The organism is Methanocella arvoryzae MRE50 (assembly GCF_000063445.1).
GTDB lineage: Archaea > Halobacteriota > Methanocellia > Methanocellales > Methanocellaceae > Methanocella_A > Methanocella_A arvoryzae.
The window spans coordinates 3,139,263-3,162,569 of record NC_009464.1 but is presented as its reverse complement, the minus strand read 5'-3'; the positions used below and the strand labels follow the sequence as shown (position 1 = coordinate 3,162,569).

Below are 23,307 nucleotides of genomic sequence, written 5' to 3'. Positions count from 1 at the left end.
AATAAGTATTCTGATATTGTAAACTGATCATATAAATTGAGCTGCCGAACCGGATGGAGAAAATTTTCGGATGAAGACTTCGTGAGCCTGGAGTAAAGTGTATGCAGAGATCAGTAGAAGGGCAACGGAGGTGGCATTTAGGGATAATGAAGATGCGTCGGCAGATCAAGAATAGATATGCGTAGATCAACCCTCTGGTTCGAATATCTGGCCGCGCTCTGTGACACTCGGCCAACCCCGATCTGGCAGAGCAGGTAAAAAGATATCATCTAATATTTTAATCATAGATCATGCCCGATTTCACCGACGACGACCTGATCGATATCTTCGGCGATCGTACCTACGGGCGCGGCCTGGATTATTACCAAAGCGGTAACGTGACGGATCCGCTGAAGATAAACGGCGTTCTCTATGCCGAGGTCTGGGGCAGTGCAGACGAGCCGTACCAGACAAGCGTGACCATCGACGAGGGTGGAAACATTTTTTCTGACTGCTCCTGCCCGTTCGGGGACATGTGCAAGCATGGAGTCGCAGTTATGCTGGCATGGATGCATGAGCCATCGTCGTTCATGGATGGAGACAGAGTGATCAAATCGCTGGAAAGCCGAAGCAGGGAAGAGCTGCTGGAGACATTGAAGAAGCTCCTGTACCGCCATCGAGGCCTGATCAAGGAGATCGGCGTCAGCAAGGCAGCCGTTAAGAATGCGGACATCTCTGTCATCGTCAAGAGGATCGGGCGTGCAATAAATCCTGGGCGGGAGTATTACGACGGAAGTATGCTCGTCAATAAGCTCGAGCCCATTATGGAAGAGACCTACGCTCTATCCAGTGAAGGCCGGCGCAAGGATGCGGCTATTGTTTTCCTGAAGCTGATCGATTCCTGCCTCGACGTGCTGCAAGACGGAATCGACGATGAGGCTGATGAAATTGGCGACTTGATTGTCGAGTGCTCCGAAGCATTCTCCGAAAACGTTGATACACTTGAAGAGGAGGCTAAGGAAGAACTGATCGACCCCGTGCTGACCTCGATCTGGAAGGACGACTGGTCATATGGCCTGGAGGACATGCTATCTGCCCTTATCACCAGAAAAAACATCGATACAGTCCGTCAGCACTTCTTGAAGAATATTGAGGCGAACCATGATATCAGCCACAATAGAAAAGGCGACATCATCAAACTCCTCGGCGACATTTACAAGAGCTATGGTAAGCCGGACGAGAAAGTCCGCTTGGCAGAGGAGTGCCTGGCAGATAAAGATGACTATGCCAGGCTTGCTACTGCCAAACTGGAGTCCGGGGACGAAGTAGGGGCGTTCGTAGTCGTTATGCGCGGGCTGTCTGAAAAAGAAGGCAGGTCGGTTCTGCTGGATGATCTATACTTCGATCTGGCGCTCCGCCTGGTCGATAATAAGCCAGAGCTGATAGATCACAGGACATCGCTGATCCCGGCGCTCAACATCCTCTCGGGATGGTTCGACGCAAAAAGATATGCAGGCGTCTCGGGCCTGTTCAGTAAAATCGGCAAGCTTGACGAGCTGCATGAGACTATGATCAAATGCATCAAGAACAAGGACACTGTTGCTCAGGCGCTGATCTACGACGGCAATGTCAACGCAGCGATCAAGCTGGCAACCGATAAGCCTGATCTCCACCCGAACGTACAATTCGAGATCGCGAAAGCGGCGAAAAATCGCGGCATGGAAGACGAGGCGGCAGGGATCATCCGATCGTTTGCCGTAAGAAAAAGGCATCTCTGGGATCGGCAGCTTCCATCGGACGAGCTGATCGAGCTGATGATCAGCCGCTCGGACATGAGAACGTTGAGAGCAATCTGCGATCAGATTATCAGTAACAAGACAGTTGACATTGCAGAGAAAATGCTGCCGGGGCTGGCGAGGAGATATCCGGAACTGGCTGCTTCGCTCCTGAAAGCATTTTACGACCGTATGGCTGTGCAGGTGATAGCCAATGCAGCCCGCCTGATCGGGGGAGGGATGCCGGAGCAAATGATTGACATCTGCATGAGGAAGATCATGCGGGATTGCCTGAAATCTCACAGCTACTACGATGATGCCATGCTGCTGCTGAAGGCGGTCAGGGACATATGCGTGCAGGGCAGTATGGAGCAGAAATGGGCGAGTATCATCCGGGAGTTCGCTTCGAAAAACAAGGGGAAAAAGAAGCTCATCGGCATGATCGAGAGGGAGTTCGGAGGTATATGAGAGGAAGGTTATTCTCCAGGTTTGGAAACACAAAGGGCAGAGCGGCCGGCCTATATTGTAGTCGGTGCCTTTTCCGCAGTGCCTACACTGATAGAACTTATCATACTGCACCCTACTCCCATACCCATACGTGAATAACGCCTTCCAGAACTACAAGAACCCTGTATCGAAGTCATGTATAATCACACCATCGTCATTGTACTGGAGACTGAGGATAAGTTACTGAAAACTATTGAAACGTTGAAAGATAAAATAGTAGGCAATAGCTTTATATCTAATTGGTGCAAATAAGTGCTAACATTTAGTGAAAAAATGCCTAATCAGCCTGTAACTTCTGAAGAAAAAATAGTAACCCAAGACGTAGTAGTCAGCAGGTGGCGGTATTTTTACAAATTCATTGATGTAACAACCATAAAGATCACTGAAGAAATTACTGTATACAATCCTGCGAATACAGATCAAGAAACTATTCGAATACCGTTTGAGGAATTTATTAACCCTTTCAACGAAGATAAAAATAAACGGGATCGATTTAAACCATATTTACACGTATACGACACGCGCGGAGAATCGCTTGAATTTTGGACCCTTGAAGATAATATAGATTTTTTATATATTGATCTCCCAAAAGACAGCAAGCTATCTCATGACAAATTTACTACTGTACGCCTCGAATACATTATTGAAGTAGATCATACAAAAACTAAGCAGACTATCGTACACGATGAGGAACTGGAATACAAAGACTATCTCAAACCACTATTATTTCCAGAAGACGTAAAAGTAAAAGAAATAGAATTAGCATTCAAATTACGATCTGGGGCAAAAACATACGTCTTCATTGAACACTGTGATAAATATAAAAAAGATTTATTCTACCTTGTTACCGATAGTAAATTCAAAGGTGATCAAGAAAAAACTAAAAAAGTAAAGAAAGAAGATGGAGAACGTTACACCCATATTAGATATGGTGCAGACCCGGAAGAAGGTCTATTATTCGTTACGATAAGATATTCGATTCCAAGGCATATGCTGGGCTGGAGTTATCTAGGAGGATGTATTGGTATATTCTCATTGCTTGGAATACTGCTGCTCTCGATACTCAAATATGCGCTTGGACATAATCATTATGAAGAGGGATTCACGTCAACCTATTTAGGAGTAATAGTAGCATGGGGAGCATTCGCAATTTCCGCAATGATCATGATAAAAGGCTGGCTTGTAGATAAAGATTATAAAAGCGATTTAATCACAATCCATGATTCCACATATAAGTGGATTGCAGCTTTGATCACAATCGAAGTAGCAATGCTATTACTTATTATCGCATTTATTAACAATTGATTGAATGCATAAACTCAAGACTACAATAATAACGTTTATAAAGTCGATGAGACATATAAATAAATATTAGTTATCAGCTATCTCTGATATAACCAGGTGGTATAAGTGACATACATTAAGCCAAAAAACAGAGATATCGGGATAATAAGGGTAAAAGAGTTGGAGATCAACCTGGCAGATCCCGAACAGGTTAGAGAAAAACTCCAAGAAAATAGAGAATTAATGAAAAAATATAGGATTGAAATCAATCCCCTTAAATAGTATTCTTTATAATACCATAATCAGATCAAATCATTAATCAGCTACAATCCCTTTTCAATATACTGAAGTAGAGATATTAAAGAGATTATTGACATTCTTTTCTAATAATCTCCTCAACATCAGCCGGATCTCTCGACACCGCCGAACTCCACACCCCAAACCCGCCATGCTGGTTGACGGCCTTTATCCACTCTTCAAGCGCAGCACGCTTGACCTGATCCTGGAAAGTCTCCTGCCCTTTCACTTCCAGCACAAGATGCTTACCACCTTTGAGCCGGACGATGAAGTCAGGACGGTACTTTCGCACGACACCGTTGAACATATAGACGATCTCAAAGCCGAGGTGGTCGTTCTTTACCCATGCTTCAACATCGCTGCTGTGATCGAGCCGGTACGCTTCAGTGGCCTCCCACGCGCTGTCGTAAACAACAAGGTTGATATGCGACTTCTGGGTCAAATGATTGGGCTTACTGGTATACCATGCCTGCATATCCCCTGTCGTCCTCGACGGACGTTCAGGGTCGAAAACAGGCACTATTGCCTCGGAATTAGACAGCTTGATCTCATTGGCCACGTGCTGGACGACCTTGGTCATGTTCAGCATGATCAAAATCCGTCTCCTGAGGTCATCCTGCGCATAAAGAGTCTGGGAAATCTTGAGCTTGTCAGACTTGAGGAAGTCCTGGACAATCCTGACCAGCTGAGCCATCAGGAACCTCTCATCGCCCTTCCATTTGCCCCTCATCATCTCAAAGATATCCCGTGCAGACTCGAATATAATGCGCTGCATGCGGTACATTTTGCCGAGCTTTTCCAGGTCGATCTCCGTCAGGCTCTCGAAATTGGGCTTGCCTTCGATGACTGCGGCCAGTTCTGCACTGATTACGGTATCTTTCGCATCTATCACAAGCGGCTTCACTTTATCCATATCAAGGCTCATAACGGTTTTATAGGTATAGTCGACCCGCAGGATGTTCGGCCATCTTATTTCGTACTGGCTCTTCTGCGGCAGGGGCTCTACTCTCCACTTTGGCTGTGGCGGTACCGGGCCGGTGCCTTCCGATGCCTCGTGAGGCAGGAATGTGAAGGGCACTCCAAAGATGTTTACGTACTCAGCGTCGAACAGGCCTGTTTCTGGATTAATATCATAGGAAGTTCTTCGAAGCCCACGCCCAACAACCTGCTCGCACAGTAGCTGGCTGGTAAAAGCTCTCAAACCCATGATATGGGTCACAGTCTTAGCATCCCAGCCTTCCGATAGCATGCCGACTGAGATAACGTTCTGTATCTGCTCTCCAGGCTTACCAACCTGTCCGACGGTATCGACTTTTCTACGCAACAACTCAGCCAGTTCTTTCTTTGAAAGCTTCTGCTCACCATCTTCTGAATCTGAACCGTCTGCAGCCACTGGTTCAATGGTAGTAGATACCTCAGATTCTGCCATATCGAGAACTTTACTATCTATGTGCAGCAGCTTTTTAGGATCGCATAGCTCGTCGACATGCACCTTTTTATGGGTAAAGGCATACTCCACTCTCGCCGCAGTATTGGTAATATTGACCACTGAGATCATCACCGGTGGTACCGGATAGCCTCGCTCTTCCCAGGACTTTTTAGTTTCAAGCCAGTCAGCTCCGAGGAGATCATAGGCATTGATCACCAGATCAGGAAGCGGCTCGGTCTCCTCTGCTTTTCTGGCAAGGTCTTCTTTCACGTGCTCGTACACGTGATAAAGTTTCGACATGTAGCTCTTAGCATCGGGCAGCGCATCATCTCTGACGACAATTCTCGGCGTCTTGACCAGCCCGGATTCGATAGCATCGTTGAGCCCGAAGTCGCTGACGATCCAGCCGAACAGTGCCTCTTCGGTGCTCTTCTTGCCGGAAGGCACAAATGGTGTAGCCGAGAAATCGTAGCAGGTCAGGATGTTGCGAGCTTTATGGATACGGTCGAGGCCACTGATCCAGACGGTAGCCTCTTCCTTTTCTTCCTTGCTGAGCCCGGCCAGCTTCTCCCCGGGGACAATACGCCAGGCATGGTGAGCCTCATCGTTGATAACCACGATGTTGCTTGCTCCGGCCATGTCCTCCAGTACTTCACGCACATAAGCCTCGTCGCTCTTGGGCCCGCGCTTATCTACGCTCTTCTTCTTCTGGAGACGCTCCGCAGACTCCCACGCCAGCGCCTGCCAGTTCCTGATCATAACTTTGCCCTGACGGAGCTTTTCCCTGTCAGCGATCGGAACGATATTGAACTCATCGTAGTAGTTGCCTTCCGATGAAGGAATAAGTACACCGAGCCGGCTCTTTACTGTCAACCCGGGAGCTACAACGAAAATGTTTTTCGAATAACGGCTGTCCTGTGGATATGTTACCTTATTCAGGACCTGCCATGCAATAAGCATGGCCATAACGATCGTCTTGCCGCTGCCGGTGGCCATCTTAGAGCATAGTCGCCTGAAAGGCCCACCGTCGCCCTGAATCTGGTCGATGATCCCCACTTTATCCGCATCGGGAGCTTCAGTAAGCCAGATCAGCGTTTCGATAGCCTCAAGCTGGCAGAAGAAGAATCTGCGGTCCCGCTCCTCGATATTATGCCAGTGCTCCAGCAATCGCCGGGTAACACCAGTTGCCCCCGGATAGCCGGCTTCCCGCCACTGCTTGATGCGCGGCCTAATATCGTTGACAAGCTTGATGGAACGGAATTCACCAGGGTCGTCATAGGTTCTTGACCGCTCGGAAGCGATCAGATATCCGGCAGGCCGACGGCCTTTAATCCGCTCGAACAGCTTGACGCCTGGATTGTACGACCAGTACTCCTTCGGCTCCTCGTACGGCGAGTTGATGATGAGCTTATCGATGACGAACTTTCCCATGCTATCGTCACCCCTCACTCGACGTTGATAATCCTCAGGCTCTCAATGCCCCGGTCATCTATAATTTTTACTGCGATACGCCCATTGGCGCCCTTGGCGAAGGGCAGCGATTTCGTGCCACGGAAGGCCTCTATCCGATCTTCGTCGATCTCCGCTTTGAGGTTCCTTGCCAGCTTCGCCCAGCCATCTTTCTCCCCGGCCATCGGGAAGAACACCTGCCGAGGCATAATGCTGCGACCATCGTAGTCAGTATCCAGCATCCACATAGCGATCTTTTCCACGCCACCAGACTCGACGAGCTGAGTCCTGGTATCGTAGTAGTCGAAACCATGGACCTCAATCACGTACTTGCCCTTGTCTTCGCCGTCCATGATCCGCTCGATCGTAACGTCAGGCTGGCCGACCATCCAGAAACTTTCGTTAGTGGCTTTCTTCTTCTTGAGATCACTGGTAAGTAAATCGGCGTTCATCTGAGCTTTGAGGAGAGTTACGCCAGGCCATTTGGTTTCATCGATGTCCTTAGATGCTTCGGGGTCGAACTGGAACGCTGCGAATACCACGATCCTCGGCTTCGGCACCAGCTTCTGTGCTTCCTCGATAGCCAGCGAAACCTGCCTCTGCTCCAGCGGCGCATGCTCCGGGCCAAAGGATACAACCACACGCTGTGGGCTGGATTCCTTAGTCTCGGCGTCAGCATGCAGCCACCTCGTACCGGCTAAAGGCTCGACTCTGGAGAACTCGATCTTCTGGCCAGCACGACCACGGATGCCGGTCTTTAAAAGCTCTGATCTCCACTCGCCCTGCCTGAGAGATTCACCGCTACGGGCGATAGAGTCGTCTGAAGCAGAGGGCTGTTCAAATTCGGAGACTGGCTGGACTGTCGGGGCCGGGACGGCTTCGACAGTGAATGGACCGGTGACACGAAGCTTGGATTTGTCTACCAGAGGCTGATCATAGAGAGTTTCCTGTGCAGGTGGCTCGTTGTTTGCTATAGATTTTAAAGTAATATGCGGAACAGTCTTATACCTGAACCCGCTGCCTACGCCTTCTTCTGGGTAAGCAAGCTCATAGTAGTCGAAGATTGCGGTCATCAAGCGCTGTTTTGCGAGTGTGATGGCTACTCTGGAAGTATCGCAGGTAATCCAGCGACGGCCCCACTGTTCGGCTACGTAAGCAGTGGTGCCTGAGCCACAGGTGGGATCGAGGACGATGTCGCCGGGATCAGTTGCCATCAATAAACATCGCTCGATTACTTTATGTGACGTCTGTACAACATACAGCCTTAATGTACCAATTTGAGTACTTTCCCACCTATCAGTTAATGGTATTACTGGGAAATCATCTAAAAATCTGCGATACCTTATAACACTGCCCATTACCTCGATCCGATTTTTAAGTCCAAGATTTTTAAGTCCTTCAATTGTTGTCTTCCAATGGGTGTCTTTCCGTGGCTTATATATAATACCTTTAAATTCAAACTCATTATTTTCCTTTTTTGTAGAACCCTCTGAATATAATGGTGCTAGCTGATATCGTCTTGCCCCAGCAGGAATTTTACCAGTTAATAGTTCTTCAGGAGTAAGTCCTCTATATGTACCATCTTTTAACATGACTTTATCATAACGATCTAAAGATGTATCACCAATACTGCGTTCGAGGTATAGTCTCCTAAATTTTACATTTTTGATATCCTTAGCATACCACAAGATAAAATCTATAGTGCATCCAAGTAGATTACTTGATATTCCACCGGTTTTTTGGAATGTTATGATATTTATAAAATTATTATAACCAAATATTTCATCAAGTATTTCTCGTACATGATGTAAATTCTCATCACTAATTTGAACAAAAATACTTCCACTATCGCTCAATAGTTCTTTAGCAAGTAATAGACGATCCCTCAAATATGTCAAGTAAGAGTGAATCCCCAGTTCCCATGTATCCCTGAAAGCCTTCACCATCTCCGGCTCCGATGTCAGATCTTCATCCTTTCCATCCTTAACATCACGCTTATTCACAAAGGGCTGGAAATTAGAGCCATACTTGATACCATAGGGCGGATCAAAATAGATCATCTGCACCTTGCCAGCCATGCCCTCTTTCTCAAGTAAAGAATTCATCACCAGTAAAGAATCTCCTGCTATAAGGCGGTTTGACCAATTATGCCTGTGCTTGTAGAACTCTATAGCCTCTCGTATAGGCTCGTCCCGCTCGAAGTCAAAGAGGGATACCTGTTTGAGGGAGGTCGATTTTTTCCTGACAGCGTCGATGATCGTCCGAGGGTCGATGCGCTCGTGGACGTGTAAAGAGACGGTCGGCACATGGAAAGACGTGTGCTCGGCCTTGCCAGCCCAGACCAGCTGCGGATCGAGGTGAGGGTCGTACTGATAGGTTTTTACACCTGCATCCGGATCTGTTTCAGGGTCAACGAGCCCGACCGGAGGGTTGTTACAACGTGATTTTCCCTTGTGCTGATACTGTTCAATATCTTTCTTTTCCGAAGGTACTGCTGGCATTTGACCTCATCCCGCTGGTGTTAATATTTTAAACGATTGATTATTCTGCTTATCTAAGATATTTCTTTTGGCGAGTACAAGACAATTATTATATCAAATTATTTTCTTCTTTTTATTACTGCGCCTCTTGAGATGAGCTTAACGTCGGGGTAATATTTGTTGGCATGATCAATAGCCGGCTGAGTAAAACCCGCCTTGCTATCGAATTCCCTGATACCTTTCTCTTTTATTGATCGTATCAGTTCAGGCTTGGTAACCTTTGAGCTTCTACACTTGACTTCGCCTTTAACCCGACCTCGTTCGTAATCGTGTTTTCCTGGACCACCGACATGTTTTGCGCCGTGCTGCCTGGACTTTGCTTTCTCGTAGTTTATTCCCCGTTTTGAGTGAGATACTGCCATTATATCACGCTTGTATATCAAGCGGTGTTACCATATATAGTTAACGTACAACACGTATACATAATAAGTAACATATTTTATTGTTATATTTAGAAGGAAGATCATCACAAGTAAAATTGATCTCTTGGCGTTCCATAAAAATTAGCTCTTGGCGTGCTTGGCTTCTTGGCGGGCTTGGCGGTATTTTCGACTCGCACAGGGCCAACTTTCAATTTTTCATACCCCTACATGAAAGCCACAATTTCTCGCCTATCGAGTGCCTGGCTCTCGGAGGATCGCTGTAACACCCAAACTATCGCAGAATTATAGTCAATTGAAAAAGTATTTGTACTAATTTGCATAGGTGCTTATCCAGTTCTCACCGAAACTTTTCCTGGCGCTTAGCATACGGTAGATTTGTCGTATTGCGCTTTTTAGCTCTTCGGTGGTCAGCCTGAACAGTAATGGTAGGCGGCGTTTTAACGCTCGCCAGATCTGCTCGATCGGGTTAAGATGAGGGCTGTAAGGAGGAATATGGAGCAGGATTATGCCTAACTCCTTTGCTTTTGCCATGGCCTCGTCCGTCTTATGGGGCTTGTAATTGTCCAGAATAACCAGTATCCTTCTATACGGATTCGCTTCCCGGATCGTCTCCATGAAAGACAGGAAACAAGGGGTTTTGCCGTCTTCTTTAAAATCGACGACACTGTGACCGTTTAGCGTGTAAAAACCGTATACGTTGATCCTGGGACCACTCGTATTCCTGATCAGGGTGGGCTTATGGAAAGACCATACCCGAGGATTCGTCTTAGTTTGGGAAGAGGCTTCATCAAGAAAACCAATGATCAACTGATCAGGTGGGACCCCATCCTCTTCCTGCTCCCGGAAGGCTTCTTCAACCGTTTTTTTAAAAGCTCTTCAGCATTGTCCGGTCTGCGGTAATCCTCTTCATAGGGTTTGCCCAATTTCATCTTCCAGGAGCGGAGCATGCGGTACACGCCATTTTCAGTGATCTCCACATCAAAATCCTCACTTATCAACTCCTTAACCTCTCTGGTAGTCCAATCATCCCGTAACATCAAGAGTTCCTTCAACTCTTCCTTCTGCTCCCCCGTCAGCTTTGATGGACGGCCACTACGAGGCCGAGTCAACAATCCCCCGACACCCTCCGCATTCCACCGGCGAGCCCAGATATACGCTGAATTCTTCACCATCCGCACTTTAGCACCGGCCACCGCCACCGAATCACCATCATACAAATGAGAAATGAACAAGAGCCTCTGACTCAATTTCGGATCAGAACAATCCTTCAAAAGACTATCCAACTCATCCCGCCTCAAATGCCTGACCAGCGCAAACCGTTTTTCAACCATCAGAATAAGCTGAGAATCCCAAATACTAAAACTTTCTCATGATACTATAATAAGACTACGTAAAAAAACAATTAATTGATATCATGTTCACAACCCCCGTAAGCCGTCCTTTTATAGATACACTGAAAGCCCTTGGCCTGCCCGAAAAGAAGGAAAATAACATATACCTTGTACTCCACGTGCACGGTGATGGCATCCGGGCGCCGAAGGGCTGGAACGCCAAGATTTTCAGGAACAGTAAAAATGAACTGAAACTTGTCACCACCGACGAAGCGATCTTAAACAGGCTATTGAAGGGCGGACCAGGAGTGGCTAAGAAAGAAGATGCTCCTCGGGCGACGCCCATAGTAACTCCGCCGCTGCCAAAGCATACTGCCAGTACAGCCTTAACTGATTTCGGCATGGAAGACTGTAAGCAGCCCGAAGCCCAATTAGTGATAAAAGTTGATGACTCGGGCTGGGGCTTTCCCCTTGGGGGAGTCATGATAGGCGCGACAGATGGCAGCCGGGTCGAGACGGGAATTATTGAGCTCAAGTATTTCCAGGAAGGATTGTTCGAGTCTAAAGAGTATCTCGATGAAGCGGCCCATATTACTGTCGAGCTGATAAATAAGCTGGGTGCTACGAAGGATAATTCACGGGTGGAAATATGCCCCGGCTACATTAACTCGAAGAGCTATACGGCTATTAAGTACAGAGGCTACAGTGTCGAGAAAAAGGAGATCACCGGGTTGTTGCAAGATGAGCTGGAGAAGAGGTTTTTCGAGTACGTCAAAGGGCTCGGTTATGAGTCTTACTACGATCCCAAACAGACGAAGAGTATAGGCAAGAATTTCAACGAGGTGATCGCCTGGATAGACAAAGATAGAGCTGAAAGGATGAAGCTCGCAAAATCCGGGTGGAAGTACTTTAAAAGATAGTTATGAACAGATAACATCGAATAATCGTGCATCGAGAGACAGACACATCAGGCAATATATCGACAATGGAGCCTGGCCAGAAACCAGTTCGGCTGCGGCTACGATAAAACGATCCTGCTGATCGACATCAAAGACTCGAACGGCAACCTCATAAGAGATCACCACTGGTTCCGCTCGAACGGTTACATCGAGGCACTGCAATTGCAGCCCGGCGATAGCGTCGAGTTCATAGCGAAACAAGTGATGATTGCCAAGGGCTATAAAGGCAGAGACCCGGTAGGCAGGGCGCAATCCCCGAAAGTAAAAGTGCCGGGGCTGGCGATGGAGGGGATTTCTAAGGTTCTGCAGGCGACATGATAACGACTATGAAGTGATTAAGCCCTCGATGTTCAGGGAAACACATGAACAATATTTTACTCATTAATAATAGCTCTTCTCGGATTGTCGGATGAGAGATAGGCCACGGAAAATTGGCTGCCGACCCTGCATGGGTCGTAAATACTGCCACGAATGCCTTATCTGACCAGTAACTTTTAACACAGGTTTTTCAGCCCGTAATCAGGGTTTGGTAAGTGGCGGTTTAAAATTCCTCATTTGTGGCGGGTTAAAAATACCCAAATAAGATAGCAGGTTTTAATACCACCGAACACTCCTGGAGGCTTACGAGTACCTGGAGGCCGGGAGGCAGGGGAGTGCCCGTGAGATCAGAGAGAACGATCTCAATGGGAGGATCAGGGAGGTCTGGGAGATCAGAGAGGAGTATAGTGAGTACCCGGAGGATCAGAGAGGCGAAAACATAAGAAATTTTATCACTATTACAAGTGCTTTCATGGCAAATGATCTGCCGAATTTCGAAAGTCACTACTGGAATGTTATGTACGAGTGCCCGTACCGTTTACACGAAGTACGCGAAGTACTCAAAGTACGGTAAAACGGCATGCTGGAACATGATCATATCGTAAAACTTCGCGTACTTCGCGTACCTTGCGTACTTCGTGTAAACGGTACCTGACTCCCCTAAAAGTATCAAGAATGACAATAATCAATATTATTCTCCCAGACCTCCAGTCCCTCACCTTCCTCCCCTCTGATCTCCCTGACCACTCTGACCTCTCCCTGAGAAATTGTCTTCCTGATCTCCGGACACTCCTCTGACCCCCACCTCAGGGAACTCCCGAAACTCCCCGGACAAGTAATCCATTTTCCCCCGATCGGACCACTCATCAAGGTAAAGTGTGAGACTGGCGGCCCGGCAGCCCACATAGAATTATTGCCACGGATCGATCTAAACTACACGACCACGGAGATTGGCGATACCATAGTCGTCGAGTGCCTGCTGGACATAGATTTTGACGCTTTTGCCACCATACTTTCGAGAAAATCGTCGGAGGGAACAATTGAGAAAGCTTGAGAGGGGCAGATTTACTGATATCGGCCGGTGGTGGGGCTACCACCGGGAGGCAGGTCTGAGAAAGGAGATCGAGATCGACGCCGTCGGGCTCAACAGAGAGACCGGCGAAGCGGGTTTCTTCGAGTGCAAGTGGAAAGAGCTGAGTCAAGCAGAAGCCTGGACAATCCTGGATGATCTAAAGCAGAAGGCCGCATACGTCGAGTGGCAAAACCATAGCCGCAAAGAGGTGTATGGCATATTCGCCAGGAAAATTTATAGAAAGGATAGTTTGCGCGAAGACGGGTTCATCGCCTACGATCTCGATGATCTACAGTGGACGAAGTAATATTAGGAACGTAATCCTTAGGATTACGTTCCTAAGTTATTAGTCACGGAAAACATCAAAGGAGATTATCAACGATTATTGATACATCTTAAAATTATCATTGATAATTAGCAATGATTAGTCGGCTATGCAGCTAATAGATACATATCCACCATTCTTTTATATTCGCAGATTGCATAATAGGAATTGATTAGGGAGTACATATCGACGCTGCAACTCAAGAAGACCTGAAAACTATACGGGAGGTTATCTTAGAGGAGCTTAGCGACGTAGAAGCGATCTACCTGTTCGGAAGCGTAGCAAAGGAAACTCAAAATGAAAAGAGTGACTACGATATTTTGGTATTTGTAAAAAAATACCCTGCGGATAAATTGAAAATCATATCGAGAATCAGATACAACCTTCTGGGAAAGATAAAAAGACCCCTTGAAATTTTCATGCTGGATGTTAATGATCTGAACTATCCATCTCCTTTCCTGTATGAGGTTTACCACAACAATAAGCTGCTCCATGGTAAAAATAGTATAGTTCGGTGCAGAGACGCCATCAGCAAGATGAAGCCCCTGGTTTTGAATGGGGTAAAAGTTGGGTATTATGTCTAGTTTAGCAGAAGCCCGAGCTGTAAGATATTTACTCGATGCATCATATGATAAGTCCTTAATAGACGCTGCTATTAAAGAAAATATCCCCTCTTTAGCGTTGTTCCATATGGAGCAACTATGCGAGAAATCAACGAAAGCCTGCCTGGCGATATTGAGCATTTTAATCACGAAAGAGCATGGTTTTAGCTACTATGTCGAAGCAATTACCAAGAGCGAAAGATGAACTTTTAAAGTACTTTAAATCGAGTTATTCTGAGTTCATAACGAGATAGACAGAAAATATTGCTTATATACTTCGATCAATTATCCTAAAATCAGAAGAATTAGATACTTCAGGAAATCAACTACCTGTATGCAGATATGTTCCTAACTGTACCCTATCTCTCTTTTATAATATTTCCAGGAGCACCATGAATCTTCCTGACTTTCCCTAAATCGCCGGTACATTATTTGCCTCAACATTTATAGTTTCACAGATCGCAATTATCAATAATTCTTGAGTAGTAACATATAAATATGTTATATGTCATTTATACAATACATTACGTAATTAAGTGCCTGCACCTAAAGCCCAGGCACAGACATCATGGGAGGTATTTGCATTGTCCGATCAGATCATCAGAAACTCGCAGTGTAGCTGTGAGATCCAGTTCGACGAAGTTCTCACTCACCAGATCCGTCAGCACCTCGACCAGAACCTGTGCCAGGAATACATAATAAAACTGGCCGAGGAAAAGCGGAAGAGTAGGAGCTACCATGGCTAAGTCCCTGTCCAGAGCAAATAAGGAACAGCTCAGCATTCTATGGGACTTCACGCTGCCGGAAGCCGAACGGATCCAGGCGTCGATCAAGCTGGCAGAAACAGGCAACAGCGATCTGGCAGTGACCTTCGTCGAGTTAATCAAGCTCGACCGATCTCCGGCGATGCGCAGATCGGCCATAGCGGCGCTGGGCATGATCGCAAAAGTATCTTCCGCGGACATGTCGATAGTCAGGACCCTGGAGAGGATAATAGCATCAGACTGGGACCCGGCCGTCAGGAGCGAAGCAGAGATCGCTTTAAGCAAGATCCTGAAGCGATATGAAAATTTTTGCGTACCCGGCAAACGTTGGCCGTCTCGTAAGAGAAGGCGCAGCAATGGAGCGGATAAAAGTTCCGCCAGTGTAGGGGGAGACAAAACCTGGATCATAGACGGAGAACTGGTGCGCCAGAGCCTGAAAGGGCCGGGATAAGCCGATTAAGATTATTACAGGAGGGGTTGAATTGGCATGTTTAGATTCCATTTACTACGTATTTCGGGCAACCGATGGACCCTGGATCAACGAAGGGCTGGATAAGCCCCTGTTCGAGATCTGGGTGGGCTCGGGAAGCCAGGAATGGATGGAAGTGCATTATACGGCCATGGGACTATGCCCCCTGGAACATATCACGCGATTCGTACCGGAGAAGCCGGGCATGGCTGCTTCGCTGGTGGATGCCTGCATCCTATTCTACCCCGCACACTTCAATGCTTGCGAGTCTCTGGAAAAGGTGAGGCAGGAGCTTGAAGCGCAGGTCGCAGGAACAGGTTTCCTCGACCTGAGCAATGCAGATAAGGATTTTCTGGCCATGTGGAAAGCGCTGAGAGAAGAGGCGATGCAGAAAATGGTGGGGCTAAAAGTGTGCAAGACCAAGTTTGAGCACGTGGAAAAATTTACCGGATAATTATATTGATATCCAGGAGTAATGATAGATATCTTGAAACTTTTTTAGATATTCGTCATTCATATCCTCCGGAACCTCTGGCCCCTCACATTCCTCCCCTCTGATCTCCTGACCTCTCTGACCTCTCCCTGAGATCGTTCTCTCTGATCTCCGGTGCCTCCGAAACCTCCTTGTTGTCCAGCTTGCGCACACGTATCCGGCAAAACCGGAGGTTGGGGAGTGCCAGGAGATCAGGGAGACTTTTTTCAAGGGGAGGTCAGAGAGGTCAGGAGGTCTGAGAGGAGGAAGGTGAGTGGCCGGAGGATTGGAGAGGAAAAATCAGCTGTCGGGAATCGCCTTGAGAACGCCTGCATTCGCAGGCGTTCAACAGGCGAACATCCTGGTATAGGAACTGTAAAAATTTAGGATGAAGATAATGCATGAATAGTAGCCCGGGGATCCGTTTTGAGGTGGACATTTTAGAGGTTTAACACTATGGAATTTATCCCCGGACGACATTTAGGATAATCGTTAACTGTTTACCATCTCAAGCCCGGATATGTCAAGGTCATAGTTTTTCAGCGCAGCCATGACCCCGACAGTCCTGATGCAGTCGTTCAAGGCATCATGAGCATCGAGCCCGAGGATTGCCGGGTCCTGCACATACTTATCCACGTACTTTTCGAGGCTTGCCATCTTCTCAGGCTGCAGTTCTACCCACTTGCGTATGGGCGACTCCATTTTGCCCATTTTGAACAGGATGTCGACGAAGTGGCGGTCTACCCTGTGGTTCCATGCGGCGGCCGGTATTTCGCCGTGCTTCTCGTAGAATTTCCGGATCTGCCCGCACACCTCTTTCGGCTTCGGAGCAGCCTCCAGGTCCTCCGGATAGATGTGGTGGAAGATCGAGGTCTCCTCTACTTTCGAGGGGTTCGGGATCCGGATCAGCGTGTGAAAGCTGTCGAGGCACCGGATGGCTTTGCCCTCCTCATCCACGCCGGCAAGGATGATGCCGATGCTGACGGGATAGTCGTCATCGACAGGGTTTGCTTTATCGAACTTTCCGAGGCCGGTCATTTCTAAGTCAACAACGGTCAAGAATTCCACGTTCGATCACCTACTGATTGTGCAATAGTACTATAGTATTACATGTTAATATATGTTGTTATGAGTCGTTATATTTCACTACATATTTGGATAACAGCAAATAACTTATATACGGATTGTTACCATATCACTACCAGGTGCCTGCTGTGGTATCGGTAACAGTATACGATGGTGCGGAGACGATCGGCGGTAATAAAATCTACGTGGAAAACGGCGGCAGCGGAGTCTTTCTGGACTTCGGCATGAACTACTCGCGCTACAATGAATACTTCAACGAATATCTCTGCGACAGGGATACGAGGGGCATTCACGATCTGCTCCAGCTGAACCTGATACCTAAGCTGAACATATACCGTGACGATCTCCTGACGAGTGACACTTGCGGCTGCGTGAGGTCGTATGCCCGGCCGGATGTGAAAGCGGTGCTGCTGAGCCATGCCCATATGGATCATACCGGCAACATGGGGCTGCTGGATCATGCTATACCATTCGTGGCGTCGAGCCTGAGCCTGGCGATCCTGAAGGCACAACAGGACGTCTCGAGAAACGCCGGCACCAGCGCAGAGGCAGCCTACGTCAAGCCCCGTGTGCCTGGCGATAACCCGCTGGTCTGCGGCTCGGCCGGGACGAAAACGCCATCAGTCGGAAGAGACCTCTATGGGCTGACAGAGCCGGCGGCCAGATTGCACGACCTGATGGCAGCCAATCCTCTCAAGTCAAAGCCTTACCGGCCAGGCCACATCGGCCACCTCTCCGAGCTGGATCTGCCCTTTGAAGTGGACGCCTATCCCATGGACCACTCGATCTGCGGCGCCGTCGCCTACCGGCTCAAATCACCAGACGGCACCATATTCTACACAGGCGACTTCCGATTCCACGGCGAAAACGGCAGCCAGAACATGGATCGCCTCGTCGCCGGTGCCAGGGAAGCTAATGTGCTGATCGTCGAAGGCACCAGGACAGGCCGGGAAGGTGATCACCCTACGACGGAGAGTGATGTTTACGAGCATTGCAAGGCTGCCGTCGACAGTACGGATAAGCTGGTGATCGCTGATTTTTCTGCCAGGAACTTCGAGCGGCTGGAGATGTTTGCCAGGATTGCCAGAGAAACTGGCAGAGAGCTGGTGATCACGACCAGGGACGTCTACCTGCTTGCTGCACTTGAGTGCGCAGACGGCAGGTGCAGGATGAGTAACTTACTGGTCTACGACGCGATCAGCGACAGTAAATCGGGCTGCGATCAGCGGCTGGTGGAGCGAGAGTATGCAGATCGATTGCTGAGCCCCATGGAAATATCAAGAAATCCGGGGAACTACATTCTGTGCTTCTCTTTCTATGATATGAAGCACCTGCTGGACATCAAGCCGAACGACGGATTGTACATCTATTCGTCGAGCGAGGCGTTCTCGGAGGAGCAGGAGATCGATCACCTGAAGCTATTCAGGTGGCTCCGGCATTTCAACATCGAGACCCGGGGCATCAGGCTGGCTACCGAGAATGGCCGGCCCGAAATAACGACAGAGCCCGGCTATCACGCATCAGGTCACATTGCCGGAGATGAGCTGGAAAAGTTCATTGACAGAATTTCACCGGACATCATTATACCTGTTCACACCACCGCTCATTCGTGGTTTACAAGCCGGTTCCACGAAAAAGTCAGGTGCCTGAAAGACGGGGAAAGTTTCAGCCTGAATTAAGAAGAAGATGATAAACATTTTTTATTGTTATGTGACAATGAAAAAAGTTAAGTACTTTTAATGACAATATCTTTCTAGAATTTTATGGCAGAAGCTGGCATTCATATCATCCCTGCCGGCCTGGAATACGATAGGATTATTAAGCCGCTGTTCAAGGATTTTACAGTAAAGAAAGCGTATCTCCTGGTCCAGGACCCGAAAAAGGAAAAAGAGGAATATAAGAAGCAGACGAAAGTAGTCAATACTTTTATTGAAAAAATTAAAAAAGTCCCCATAGACTGGGAAGAAGTTCACGTGAACTTATACGATTTCAACGACATTTTTAAAACATCATATGATTTGATCCACCGGGAAGTCCAGGCGAACAATAAAGTCTACGTCAACCTTTCTTCTGCACCCAAAATCATGCAGGTCGCCCTCACGCTCGCCAGTTTTCTAAATAATTCCAAGGGCAGCGTAGAACTTTACTATGTCGAGCCAGAGAAGTATTATGAGGGCGCCTTGATAAGCGCCACCCAGAAACTTTTAAAATCGGGCGTTTCCGAAGCTGACGTAATCAGGGAGATCAAGGAACTCGCTGCGGAAATACACGAGCATGGGCTGGCGGCAGGAGAGGCAAGAATACACAGGTTCCCCCCGTTCCCGCTGGCAAAACTGACAGATACGGAACTGGAGATGCTTAAGATTTTGAGAGAGAAAGAGCTTGTTTTCCAGAAGAAGAAAGTTCAGGCCGACGAGGACAGGTATGTAAACTCGATCAAAGAGATGAAAGAGCTTCTCGACAGAGACCTTAAAACTGAAGTGCCCCGGTCTAACGTAAAGTATTATCTTGATAATCTTGTAGAGTTAAACCTTATCGAAACCGAACGCTATAAGAAAGAGTTGCGGATCAAACTCACGATTGCAGGCTCGTTATTTGCGGACACAAGAATAAACGCAAGATGATCATTTAAATTTTTAAACAAATCACTTTAAAAAATTAAAGTAAACAATAAATAGTTAAAGTACGTTATTTAAAAAATTGTAGAATGTTCGCAATCGAAGAGATTATCAGCTCGAAAAACTGCATGCATATCATCAGGCAGTTCCTTTATAGGCCGGATATCGAGAAGTATCAGGCTGAAGTTGTTAAAGATTCAGGGCTTTCTTACGTCACAGCAACCAGATGCCTGAATACGCTTGTCCTTGGTGATTTCCTCCACGAGAGCTGGAAAGGCGGGCTTAAGATATATAAACTGAAAAGTGACAGCCCGGTCGTTAAACATCTGAAAAAATTTTTCAATGTAGCTGCTGTTTACGAAGCAGTAAAACATTTCTCAGGCCAGGGCTTTGAGTTATACCTCTACGGCTCTGCCGCGAGAGGCGAGGATACGGAAGACAGCGACATAGATATTATTATCATCGGAAAGATTGACAATCGTGCACTTGTGGAAATCTCCGACGGAATTGCGAGAGATATGAACCGCCGGGTTAATCCGATGGTTAAAACCCCCATAGAGTTCGCTGATCTTTCAAGGACCAACACGGCATTTTACGAAAGCATCATTCGCGATAGGATAAGGATTATATGACTACGTTTGAGGAATGCTTGAAAAAAGACTTGATAAAGCCCCACCCTTACGATCGACAGAGCATCGAGAACGAGCTTGCTCAGTCAGAGTTCGATCTACAAAGGGCAAATGTTAGCGCTTCCGCAGGAGATTATAAGTGGGCGACCGTACAGGCATATTATTCGATGTTCCACGCTGCCCGGGCCCTGCTTTATCAGAATGGCTACAGGGAAAAGAGCCACATATGCATCGAATTATTCCTTGGCAAGCTGGTCAATGAAGGGAAGCTGGATCAACGGTACAGGGACTACTTTGAAGCCGCTAGAGACCTGAGGGAGAGGGCAGACTATGACTCTTCCTATTCTGCAGAAAATGCAGAGAAATCGATGGTTAATGCCCGTGATTTCCTGGACAAGATAAAATCACTGGTTACGCCGCCGACTTCACAAACTTAGATCCTTTTTAGCATTATAGCCATAACACCCGGCTTCGCCGCCATCCTCATCGGGTCGAACCCCATGATGGCCCCCTCGAGCCCCGATGTGCCGGCAAGCAGATCCCTATTCTGCCGCTCCTTGATCTCGTCGAAAATCCTCTTGTAAGCCACACAGTGCGGGTCCACGGCCTTGATCTTACCATCAGTCGGCACGATCGCATTATAGGGACACCCGCCTCTGCAGTACCGGATGTGTGCGCACTCCTTGCAGTTCTTATCCACGAACTTCTTAAACTTCTCCATGAGCTTGCCCGCTTTTGAGCTCATCAGGTCTTCCATTGTCGGCTTATCCTTCACGTTGCCCATGACGAATTTGGGCATGCCGATAAACCGGTAGCAGGGATATATGCTACCATCCGGCCCGACGGCGAAGGTGTCTCCCATGCAGTCCACGAAGGTGCATACTACACCGTGCCGCTTGAAGACGCACTTGCACAGGTGGTCGATGTTCATGACCTCGAACCGGCCCCAGTTCTCTAAATATGTATCTAAAAGGTAGACCAGCAGTTCCCCGTACTCCCCGGCGTCCAGCGCCCACTTGCCGGGGTCGTCGCCCTTGATGGAAGGCAGCGCAGGGTGCAGCTTGAGGTTCCAGCCGTTGTCCATGAAGAACTGGATGATCTCGTCCTTGTGCTTTATGGAGTGCGAGGTGAAGGTACAGATGAACTTCACGTCCAGGCCGTTCTCTCTGGCGATCGTGTAGCCCTTCATCGTCTTTTGATAGTAGCCTTTGCCCCGCTGGAAGTCGTTGACATCCTCCGGCCCGTCCAGGCTGGAGCCTATGGGGATGTTATACTTAGCCAGCACTCTGGCAATCTCCGGCGTCATCAGCCAGAGGTTGGTCTGCATCGCAAAGGCGACGTGCCGGTCTTTCAGGCCTTTCTGCAACAGCGGCAGCGCTTTCTTATAGAAGTCCGCCCCGGCCAGCAGCGGCTCTCCCCCGTGGAAGGTAAACGTGACGTTGTCATCCCTGAACTCCTTCAGCCATGCCACGATATCCTTGACCGTGTCGAGGCTCATGACGGGGGAGTTAACATCCGAGCTCCAGCAGTAGTGACACTTGGACGGACAGCCCAGCGTCGGAATGATCATCACGTGGAACGGCATCCTGAAACGACCTCTTGAATAATAAGGAAGCGTATGGCACTCGAGAACAATAAAGTTTCGCTATCTGAAGAACGACCCGCGAACATGCGTCATGGAGATATCGATAACCATAGAGAACACAGAGGCTCACAGATTGACTGTTTACCACAGAGGCACAGAGGCTCACAGAGAAACGGTTCACCACAGAGGCACAGAGAAACACAGAGACGCACAGAGATTTCTAAAATTACTGGATTTGTCCTATACTTGCTGTAATAATCAGATTATCCCCCAGAGCGTCTGATTTAAGGTTCGTATTTACAGTAAAGTTGCCACAATACTATATTATGGGGCCGGATAGCAATTTTATCCTGTATATTCTCTGTGTATCTCTGTGCGTCTCTGTGCCTCTGTGGTAAGCCGTACTTCGTGAACCTCCGTGAACCTCTGTGCCTCTGTGGTGAATAATTTACGATGCCAGTATTGCGGAATAAAGTTCAGAAACTATATCTGCTTTTCTGGACTTCAGCCAGCTCTCCGGCCATATATTTTTCGTAAGCTTCCCGCACCGTGCCTTCGGCACCTGTAAAAACTCTAATACCCCGGTCTATCAATGGCGTGCTCATGCAGGTGCCCATCATTCCCGCCAGCACGATTTCGACGCCATGGTCGGCGAGGAAGTCGGGGAGGTTTTTGTCAGTACTGCCGTATGTCTGCTCATTAGTGATCACGCTTACACTATTGATCCGGCCTTCGTCCGCGTCGACGATGGCAAAAGTTCCGGTCCGGCCGAAGTGTTCGAATACCATGGATGTGAGGCCTGCGTAATCGTCCACAGGTAGCGCGCATCGGGTCATACTTGATATTTTAACCTGGCAATAGTATAAAAGTTGTTAAGGATGTCTCTCACCCTGTCTATTGGCCCTGTGGCCTTCATCCGACGGCCATTATTCACTGCAGTTAAGATCGCACTTGTTCTCTTCGTGCAGGTGTTCTCTGGTCGCATTACAGTAGGGGCAGTTCTCCGGCTTCTTGCAGTCGATCCCGAACTTTTTATTGCAGGAGTCGCAGGAGTACACGCATTTTGCAGGCAGTTCGACATAATCCCTGCATGGCGGAGTCTTCGAATAACCGGTGTGGGTGATGGGGCATGAGTCCTTGTGGAAGATCAGCGAGTTGATGTAGTCGATCTGGGGCACGGTCGTATACTTTTTACAGTCGTCTGTCCGGCCGCACACCGGGCATATCAGCTCATCGCAGTCGACCTGACTGGCCTCGACCTTGAAATACGTCATACACGAGGGGTTCGGACATTCGCGTCCGACCATGCCCTGAGGGTCGGTTTTAAGCGGGTAGCGGCGGGACTCTGCCATTATGATTGCCTCTTTAAAAAATTGTACGCCTTGTAAGCTTATAGCTTTGTTGACGGAAAGAAAAAATTTAGTTGAGGCCGTC

At 47.9% G+C, this 23,307-nt stretch carries 25 protein-coding genes and 1 pseudogene; 16 read left to right on the top strand and 10 right to left on the bottom strand.

Annotated features, from left to right (window positions below; translation table 11 throughout):
* The first annotated feature begins 290 nt into the window (after nucleotides 1-290).
* The 3 genes from RCI_RS15475 (at nucleotide 291) to RCI_RS17150 (ending at nucleotide 3,827) form a co-directional block, all read left to right on the top strand.
* A complete protein-coding gene (locus RCI_RS15475) occupies nucleotides 291-2,222 on the top strand; it encodes an SWIM zinc finger family protein (protein WP_012037382.1) in 1,932 nt (643 codons plus the stop codon).
* A gap of 312 nt (nucleotides 2,223-2,534) precedes the next feature.
* Nucleotides 2,535-3,566, top strand: a complete 1,032-nt coding sequence (locus RCI_RS15470; RefSeq protein WP_048198805.1) for a hypothetical protein — start codon at nucleotides 2,535-2,537, stop codon at nucleotides 3,564-3,566.
* Nucleotides 3,567-3,671: 105 nt separating this feature from the next.
* Entirely contained in the window at nucleotides 3,672-3,827 is a 156-nt protein-coding gene (locus RCI_RS17150; protein WP_158308942.1) for a hypothetical protein, read from the top strand.
* Between the two features lie 85 nt (nucleotides 3,828-3,912).
* On the opposite strand, the gene RCI_RS15465 is transcribed toward RCI_RS17150, so the two are convergent.
* The 5 genes and pseudogenes from RCI_RS15465 to RCI_RS15445 form a co-directional block, all read right to left on the bottom strand.
* Nucleotides 3,913-6,702, bottom strand: coding sequence for a BPTD_3080 family restriction endonuclease (locus RCI_RS15465; RefSeq protein WP_048198803.1), 2,790 nt, complete (start codon nucleotides 6,700-6,702; stop codon nucleotides 3,913-3,915).
* A 14-nt stretch (nucleotides 6,703-6,716) separates the two neighbouring features.
* Nucleotides 6,717-9,221 carry a site-specific DNA-methyltransferase gene (locus RCI_RS15460; protein ID WP_012037379.1) on the bottom strand — a complete coding sequence of 835 codons (2,505 nt, stop codon included), beginning with the start codon at nucleotides 9,219-9,221 and terminating at the stop codon, nucleotides 6,717-6,719.
* A 98-nt stretch (nucleotides 9,222-9,319) separates the two neighbouring features.
* Nucleotides 9,320-9,622, bottom strand: a complete 303-nt coding sequence (locus RCI_RS15455) for a hypothetical protein (protein WP_148266670.1) — start codon at nucleotides 9,620-9,622, stop codon at nucleotides 9,320-9,322.
* Nucleotides 9,623-9,952: 330 nt separating this feature from the next.
* Nucleotides 9,953-10,453 (bottom strand): annotated as a pseudogene (locus RCI_RS17145) (IS630 family transposase); the annotation flags it as partial.
* Complete coding sequence (locus RCI_RS15445) at nucleotides 10,447-10,974, bottom strand: helix-turn-helix domain-containing protein (RefSeq protein ID WP_012037377.1); 528 nt, start codon at nucleotides 10,972-10,974, stop codon at nucleotides 10,447-10,449. The pseudogene RCI_RS17145 and the gene RCI_RS15445, both read right to left, overlap by 7 nt.
* An 83-nt stretch (nucleotides 10,975-11,057) precedes the next feature.
* Here RCI_RS15445 and RCI_RS15440 point away from each other — a divergent pair, with 83 nt between their 5' ends.
* Together RCI_RS15440 and RCI_RS17140 are read left to right on the top strand one after the other, a co-directional pair.
* Nucleotides 11,058-11,894, top strand: coding sequence for a hypothetical protein (locus RCI_RS15440; RefSeq protein WP_012037376.1), 837 nt, complete (start codon nucleotides 11,058-11,060; stop codon nucleotides 11,892-11,894).
* A 201-nt stretch (nucleotides 11,895-12,095) separates the two neighbouring features.
* On the top strand, nucleotides 12,096-12,251 hold the full coding sequence (locus RCI_RS17140) for a hypothetical protein (RefSeq protein WP_158308941.1): 156 nt from the start codon (nucleotides 12,096-12,098) through the stop codon (nucleotides 12,249-12,251).
* A gap of 538 nt (nucleotides 12,252-12,789) precedes the next feature.
* Here RCI_RS17140 and RCI_RS17135 read toward each other — a convergent pair.
* Nucleotides 12,790-12,933 carry a hypothetical protein gene (locus RCI_RS17135; protein WP_158308940.1) on the bottom strand — a complete coding sequence of 48 codons (144 nt, stop codon included), beginning with the start codon at nucleotides 12,931-12,933 and terminating at the stop codon, nucleotides 12,790-12,792.
* A 231-nt stretch (nucleotides 12,934-13,164) separates the two neighbouring features.
* On the opposite strand from RCI_RS17135, the gene RCI_RS17130 reads away from it, so the two are divergent.
* From RCI_RS17130 to RCI_RS15420, 7 genes are all read left to right on the top strand, one after another.
* Nucleotides 13,165-13,305 carry a hypothetical protein gene (locus RCI_RS17130; protein WP_158308939.1) on the top strand — a complete coding sequence of 47 codons (141 nt, stop codon included), beginning with the start codon at nucleotides 13,165-13,167 and terminating at the stop codon, nucleotides 13,303-13,305.
* Entirely contained in the window at nucleotides 13,292-13,630 is a 339-nt protein-coding gene (locus tag RCI_RS15435) for a DUF234 domain-containing protein (protein WP_048198798.1), read from the top strand. Before RCI_RS17130 ends, RCI_RS15435 begins: the two co-directional genes overlap by 14 nt.
* Before the next feature lie 203 nt (nucleotides 13,631-13,833).
* Nucleotides 13,834-14,232 carry a nucleotidyltransferase domain-containing protein gene (locus tag RCI_RS16485; RefSeq protein WP_081477368.1) on the top strand — a complete coding sequence of 133 codons (399 nt, stop codon included), beginning with the start codon at nucleotides 13,834-13,836 and terminating at the stop codon, nucleotides 14,230-14,232.
* Nucleotides 14,225-14,455 (top strand): HEPN domain-containing protein, encoded by a 231-nt coding sequence (locus RCI_RS17625; protein WP_081477367.1) that lies wholly within the window; start codon nucleotides 14,225-14,227, stop codon nucleotides 14,453-14,455. Before RCI_RS16485 ends, RCI_RS17625 begins: the two co-directional genes overlap by 8 nt.
* A gap of 379 nt (nucleotides 14,456-14,834) precedes the next feature.
* On the top strand, nucleotides 14,835-14,996 hold the full coding sequence (locus RCI_RS17125; protein ID WP_158308938.1) for a hypothetical protein: 162 nt from the start codon (nucleotides 14,835-14,837) through the stop codon (nucleotides 14,994-14,996).
* Nucleotides 14,989-15,465 (top strand): HEAT repeat domain-containing protein, encoded by a 477-nt coding sequence (locus RCI_RS15425; protein WP_012037374.1) that lies wholly within the window; start codon nucleotides 14,989-14,991, stop codon nucleotides 15,463-15,465. The genes RCI_RS17125 and RCI_RS15425 overlap by 8 nt, the downstream gene beginning before the upstream one ends.
* Before the next feature lie 31 nt (nucleotides 15,466-15,496).
* Nucleotides 15,497-15,937 (top strand): hypothetical protein, encoded by a 441-nt coding sequence (locus RCI_RS15420; protein ID WP_012037373.1) that lies wholly within the window; start codon nucleotides 15,497-15,499, stop codon nucleotides 15,935-15,937.
* A gap of 510 nt (nucleotides 15,938-16,447) precedes the next feature.
* On the opposite strand, the gene RCI_RS15415 is transcribed toward RCI_RS15420, so the two are convergent.
* Nucleotides 16,448-17,023 carry a 3'-5' exonuclease gene (locus RCI_RS15415; RefSeq protein ID WP_012037371.1) on the bottom strand — a complete coding sequence of 192 codons (576 nt, stop codon included), beginning with the start codon at nucleotides 17,021-17,023 and terminating at the stop codon, nucleotides 16,448-16,450.
* A gap of 137 nt (nucleotides 17,024-17,160) precedes the next feature.
* Between RCI_RS15415 and RCI_RS15410 the strand changes: the two genes are divergently transcribed.
* The 4 genes from RCI_RS15410 (at nucleotide 17,161) to RCI_RS15395 (ending at nucleotide 20,725) form a co-directional block, all read left to right on the top strand.
* Nucleotides 17,161-18,720, top strand: a complete 1,560-nt coding sequence (locus RCI_RS15410) for an MBL fold metallo-hydrolase (protein ID WP_231844873.1) — start codon at nucleotides 17,161-17,163, stop codon at nucleotides 18,718-18,720.
* Nucleotides 18,721-18,804: 84 nt separating this feature from the next.
* Entirely contained in the window at nucleotides 18,805-19,665 is an 861-nt protein-coding gene (locus RCI_RS15405) for an HFX_2341 family transcriptional regulator domain-containing protein (protein WP_012037369.1), read from the top strand.
* An 83-nt stretch (nucleotides 19,666-19,748) separates the two neighbouring features.
* Nucleotides 19,749-20,291 (top strand): nucleotidyltransferase domain-containing protein, encoded by a 543-nt coding sequence (locus RCI_RS15400; protein WP_012037368.1) that lies wholly within the window; start codon nucleotides 19,749-19,751, stop codon nucleotides 20,289-20,291.
* Nucleotides 20,288-20,725 carry a HEPN domain-containing protein gene (locus tag RCI_RS15395; protein WP_012037367.1) on the top strand — a complete coding sequence of 146 codons (438 nt, stop codon included), beginning with the start codon at nucleotides 20,288-20,290 and terminating at the stop codon, nucleotides 20,723-20,725. The genes RCI_RS15400 and RCI_RS15395 overlap by 4 nt, the downstream gene beginning before the upstream one ends.
* Here the strand turns inward: RCI_RS15395 and RCI_RS15390 are convergent.
* From RCI_RS15390 to RCI_RS15380, 3 genes are all read right to left on the bottom strand, one after another.
* A complete protein-coding gene (locus tag RCI_RS15390) occupies nucleotides 20,722-21,873 on the bottom strand; it encodes a TIGR04083 family peptide-modifying radical SAM enzyme (protein ID WP_012037366.1) in 1,152 nt (383 codons plus the stop codon). The two genes, RCI_RS15395 and RCI_RS15390, sit on opposite strands and share 4 nt — an antisense overlap.
* A 476-nt stretch (nucleotides 21,874-22,349) precedes the next feature.
* On the bottom strand, nucleotides 22,350-22,709 hold the full coding sequence (locus tag RCI_RS15385) for a NifB/NifX family molybdenum-iron cluster-binding protein (RefSeq protein ID WP_012037365.1): 360 nt from the start codon (nucleotides 22,707-22,709) through the stop codon (nucleotides 22,350-22,352).
* Between the two features lie 90 nt (nucleotides 22,710-22,799).
* Complete coding sequence (locus RCI_RS15380) at nucleotides 22,800-23,225, bottom strand: hypothetical protein (protein WP_012037364.1); 426 nt, start codon at nucleotides 23,223-23,225, stop codon at nucleotides 22,800-22,802.
* Nucleotides 23,226-23,307 lie beyond the last annotated feature (82 nt).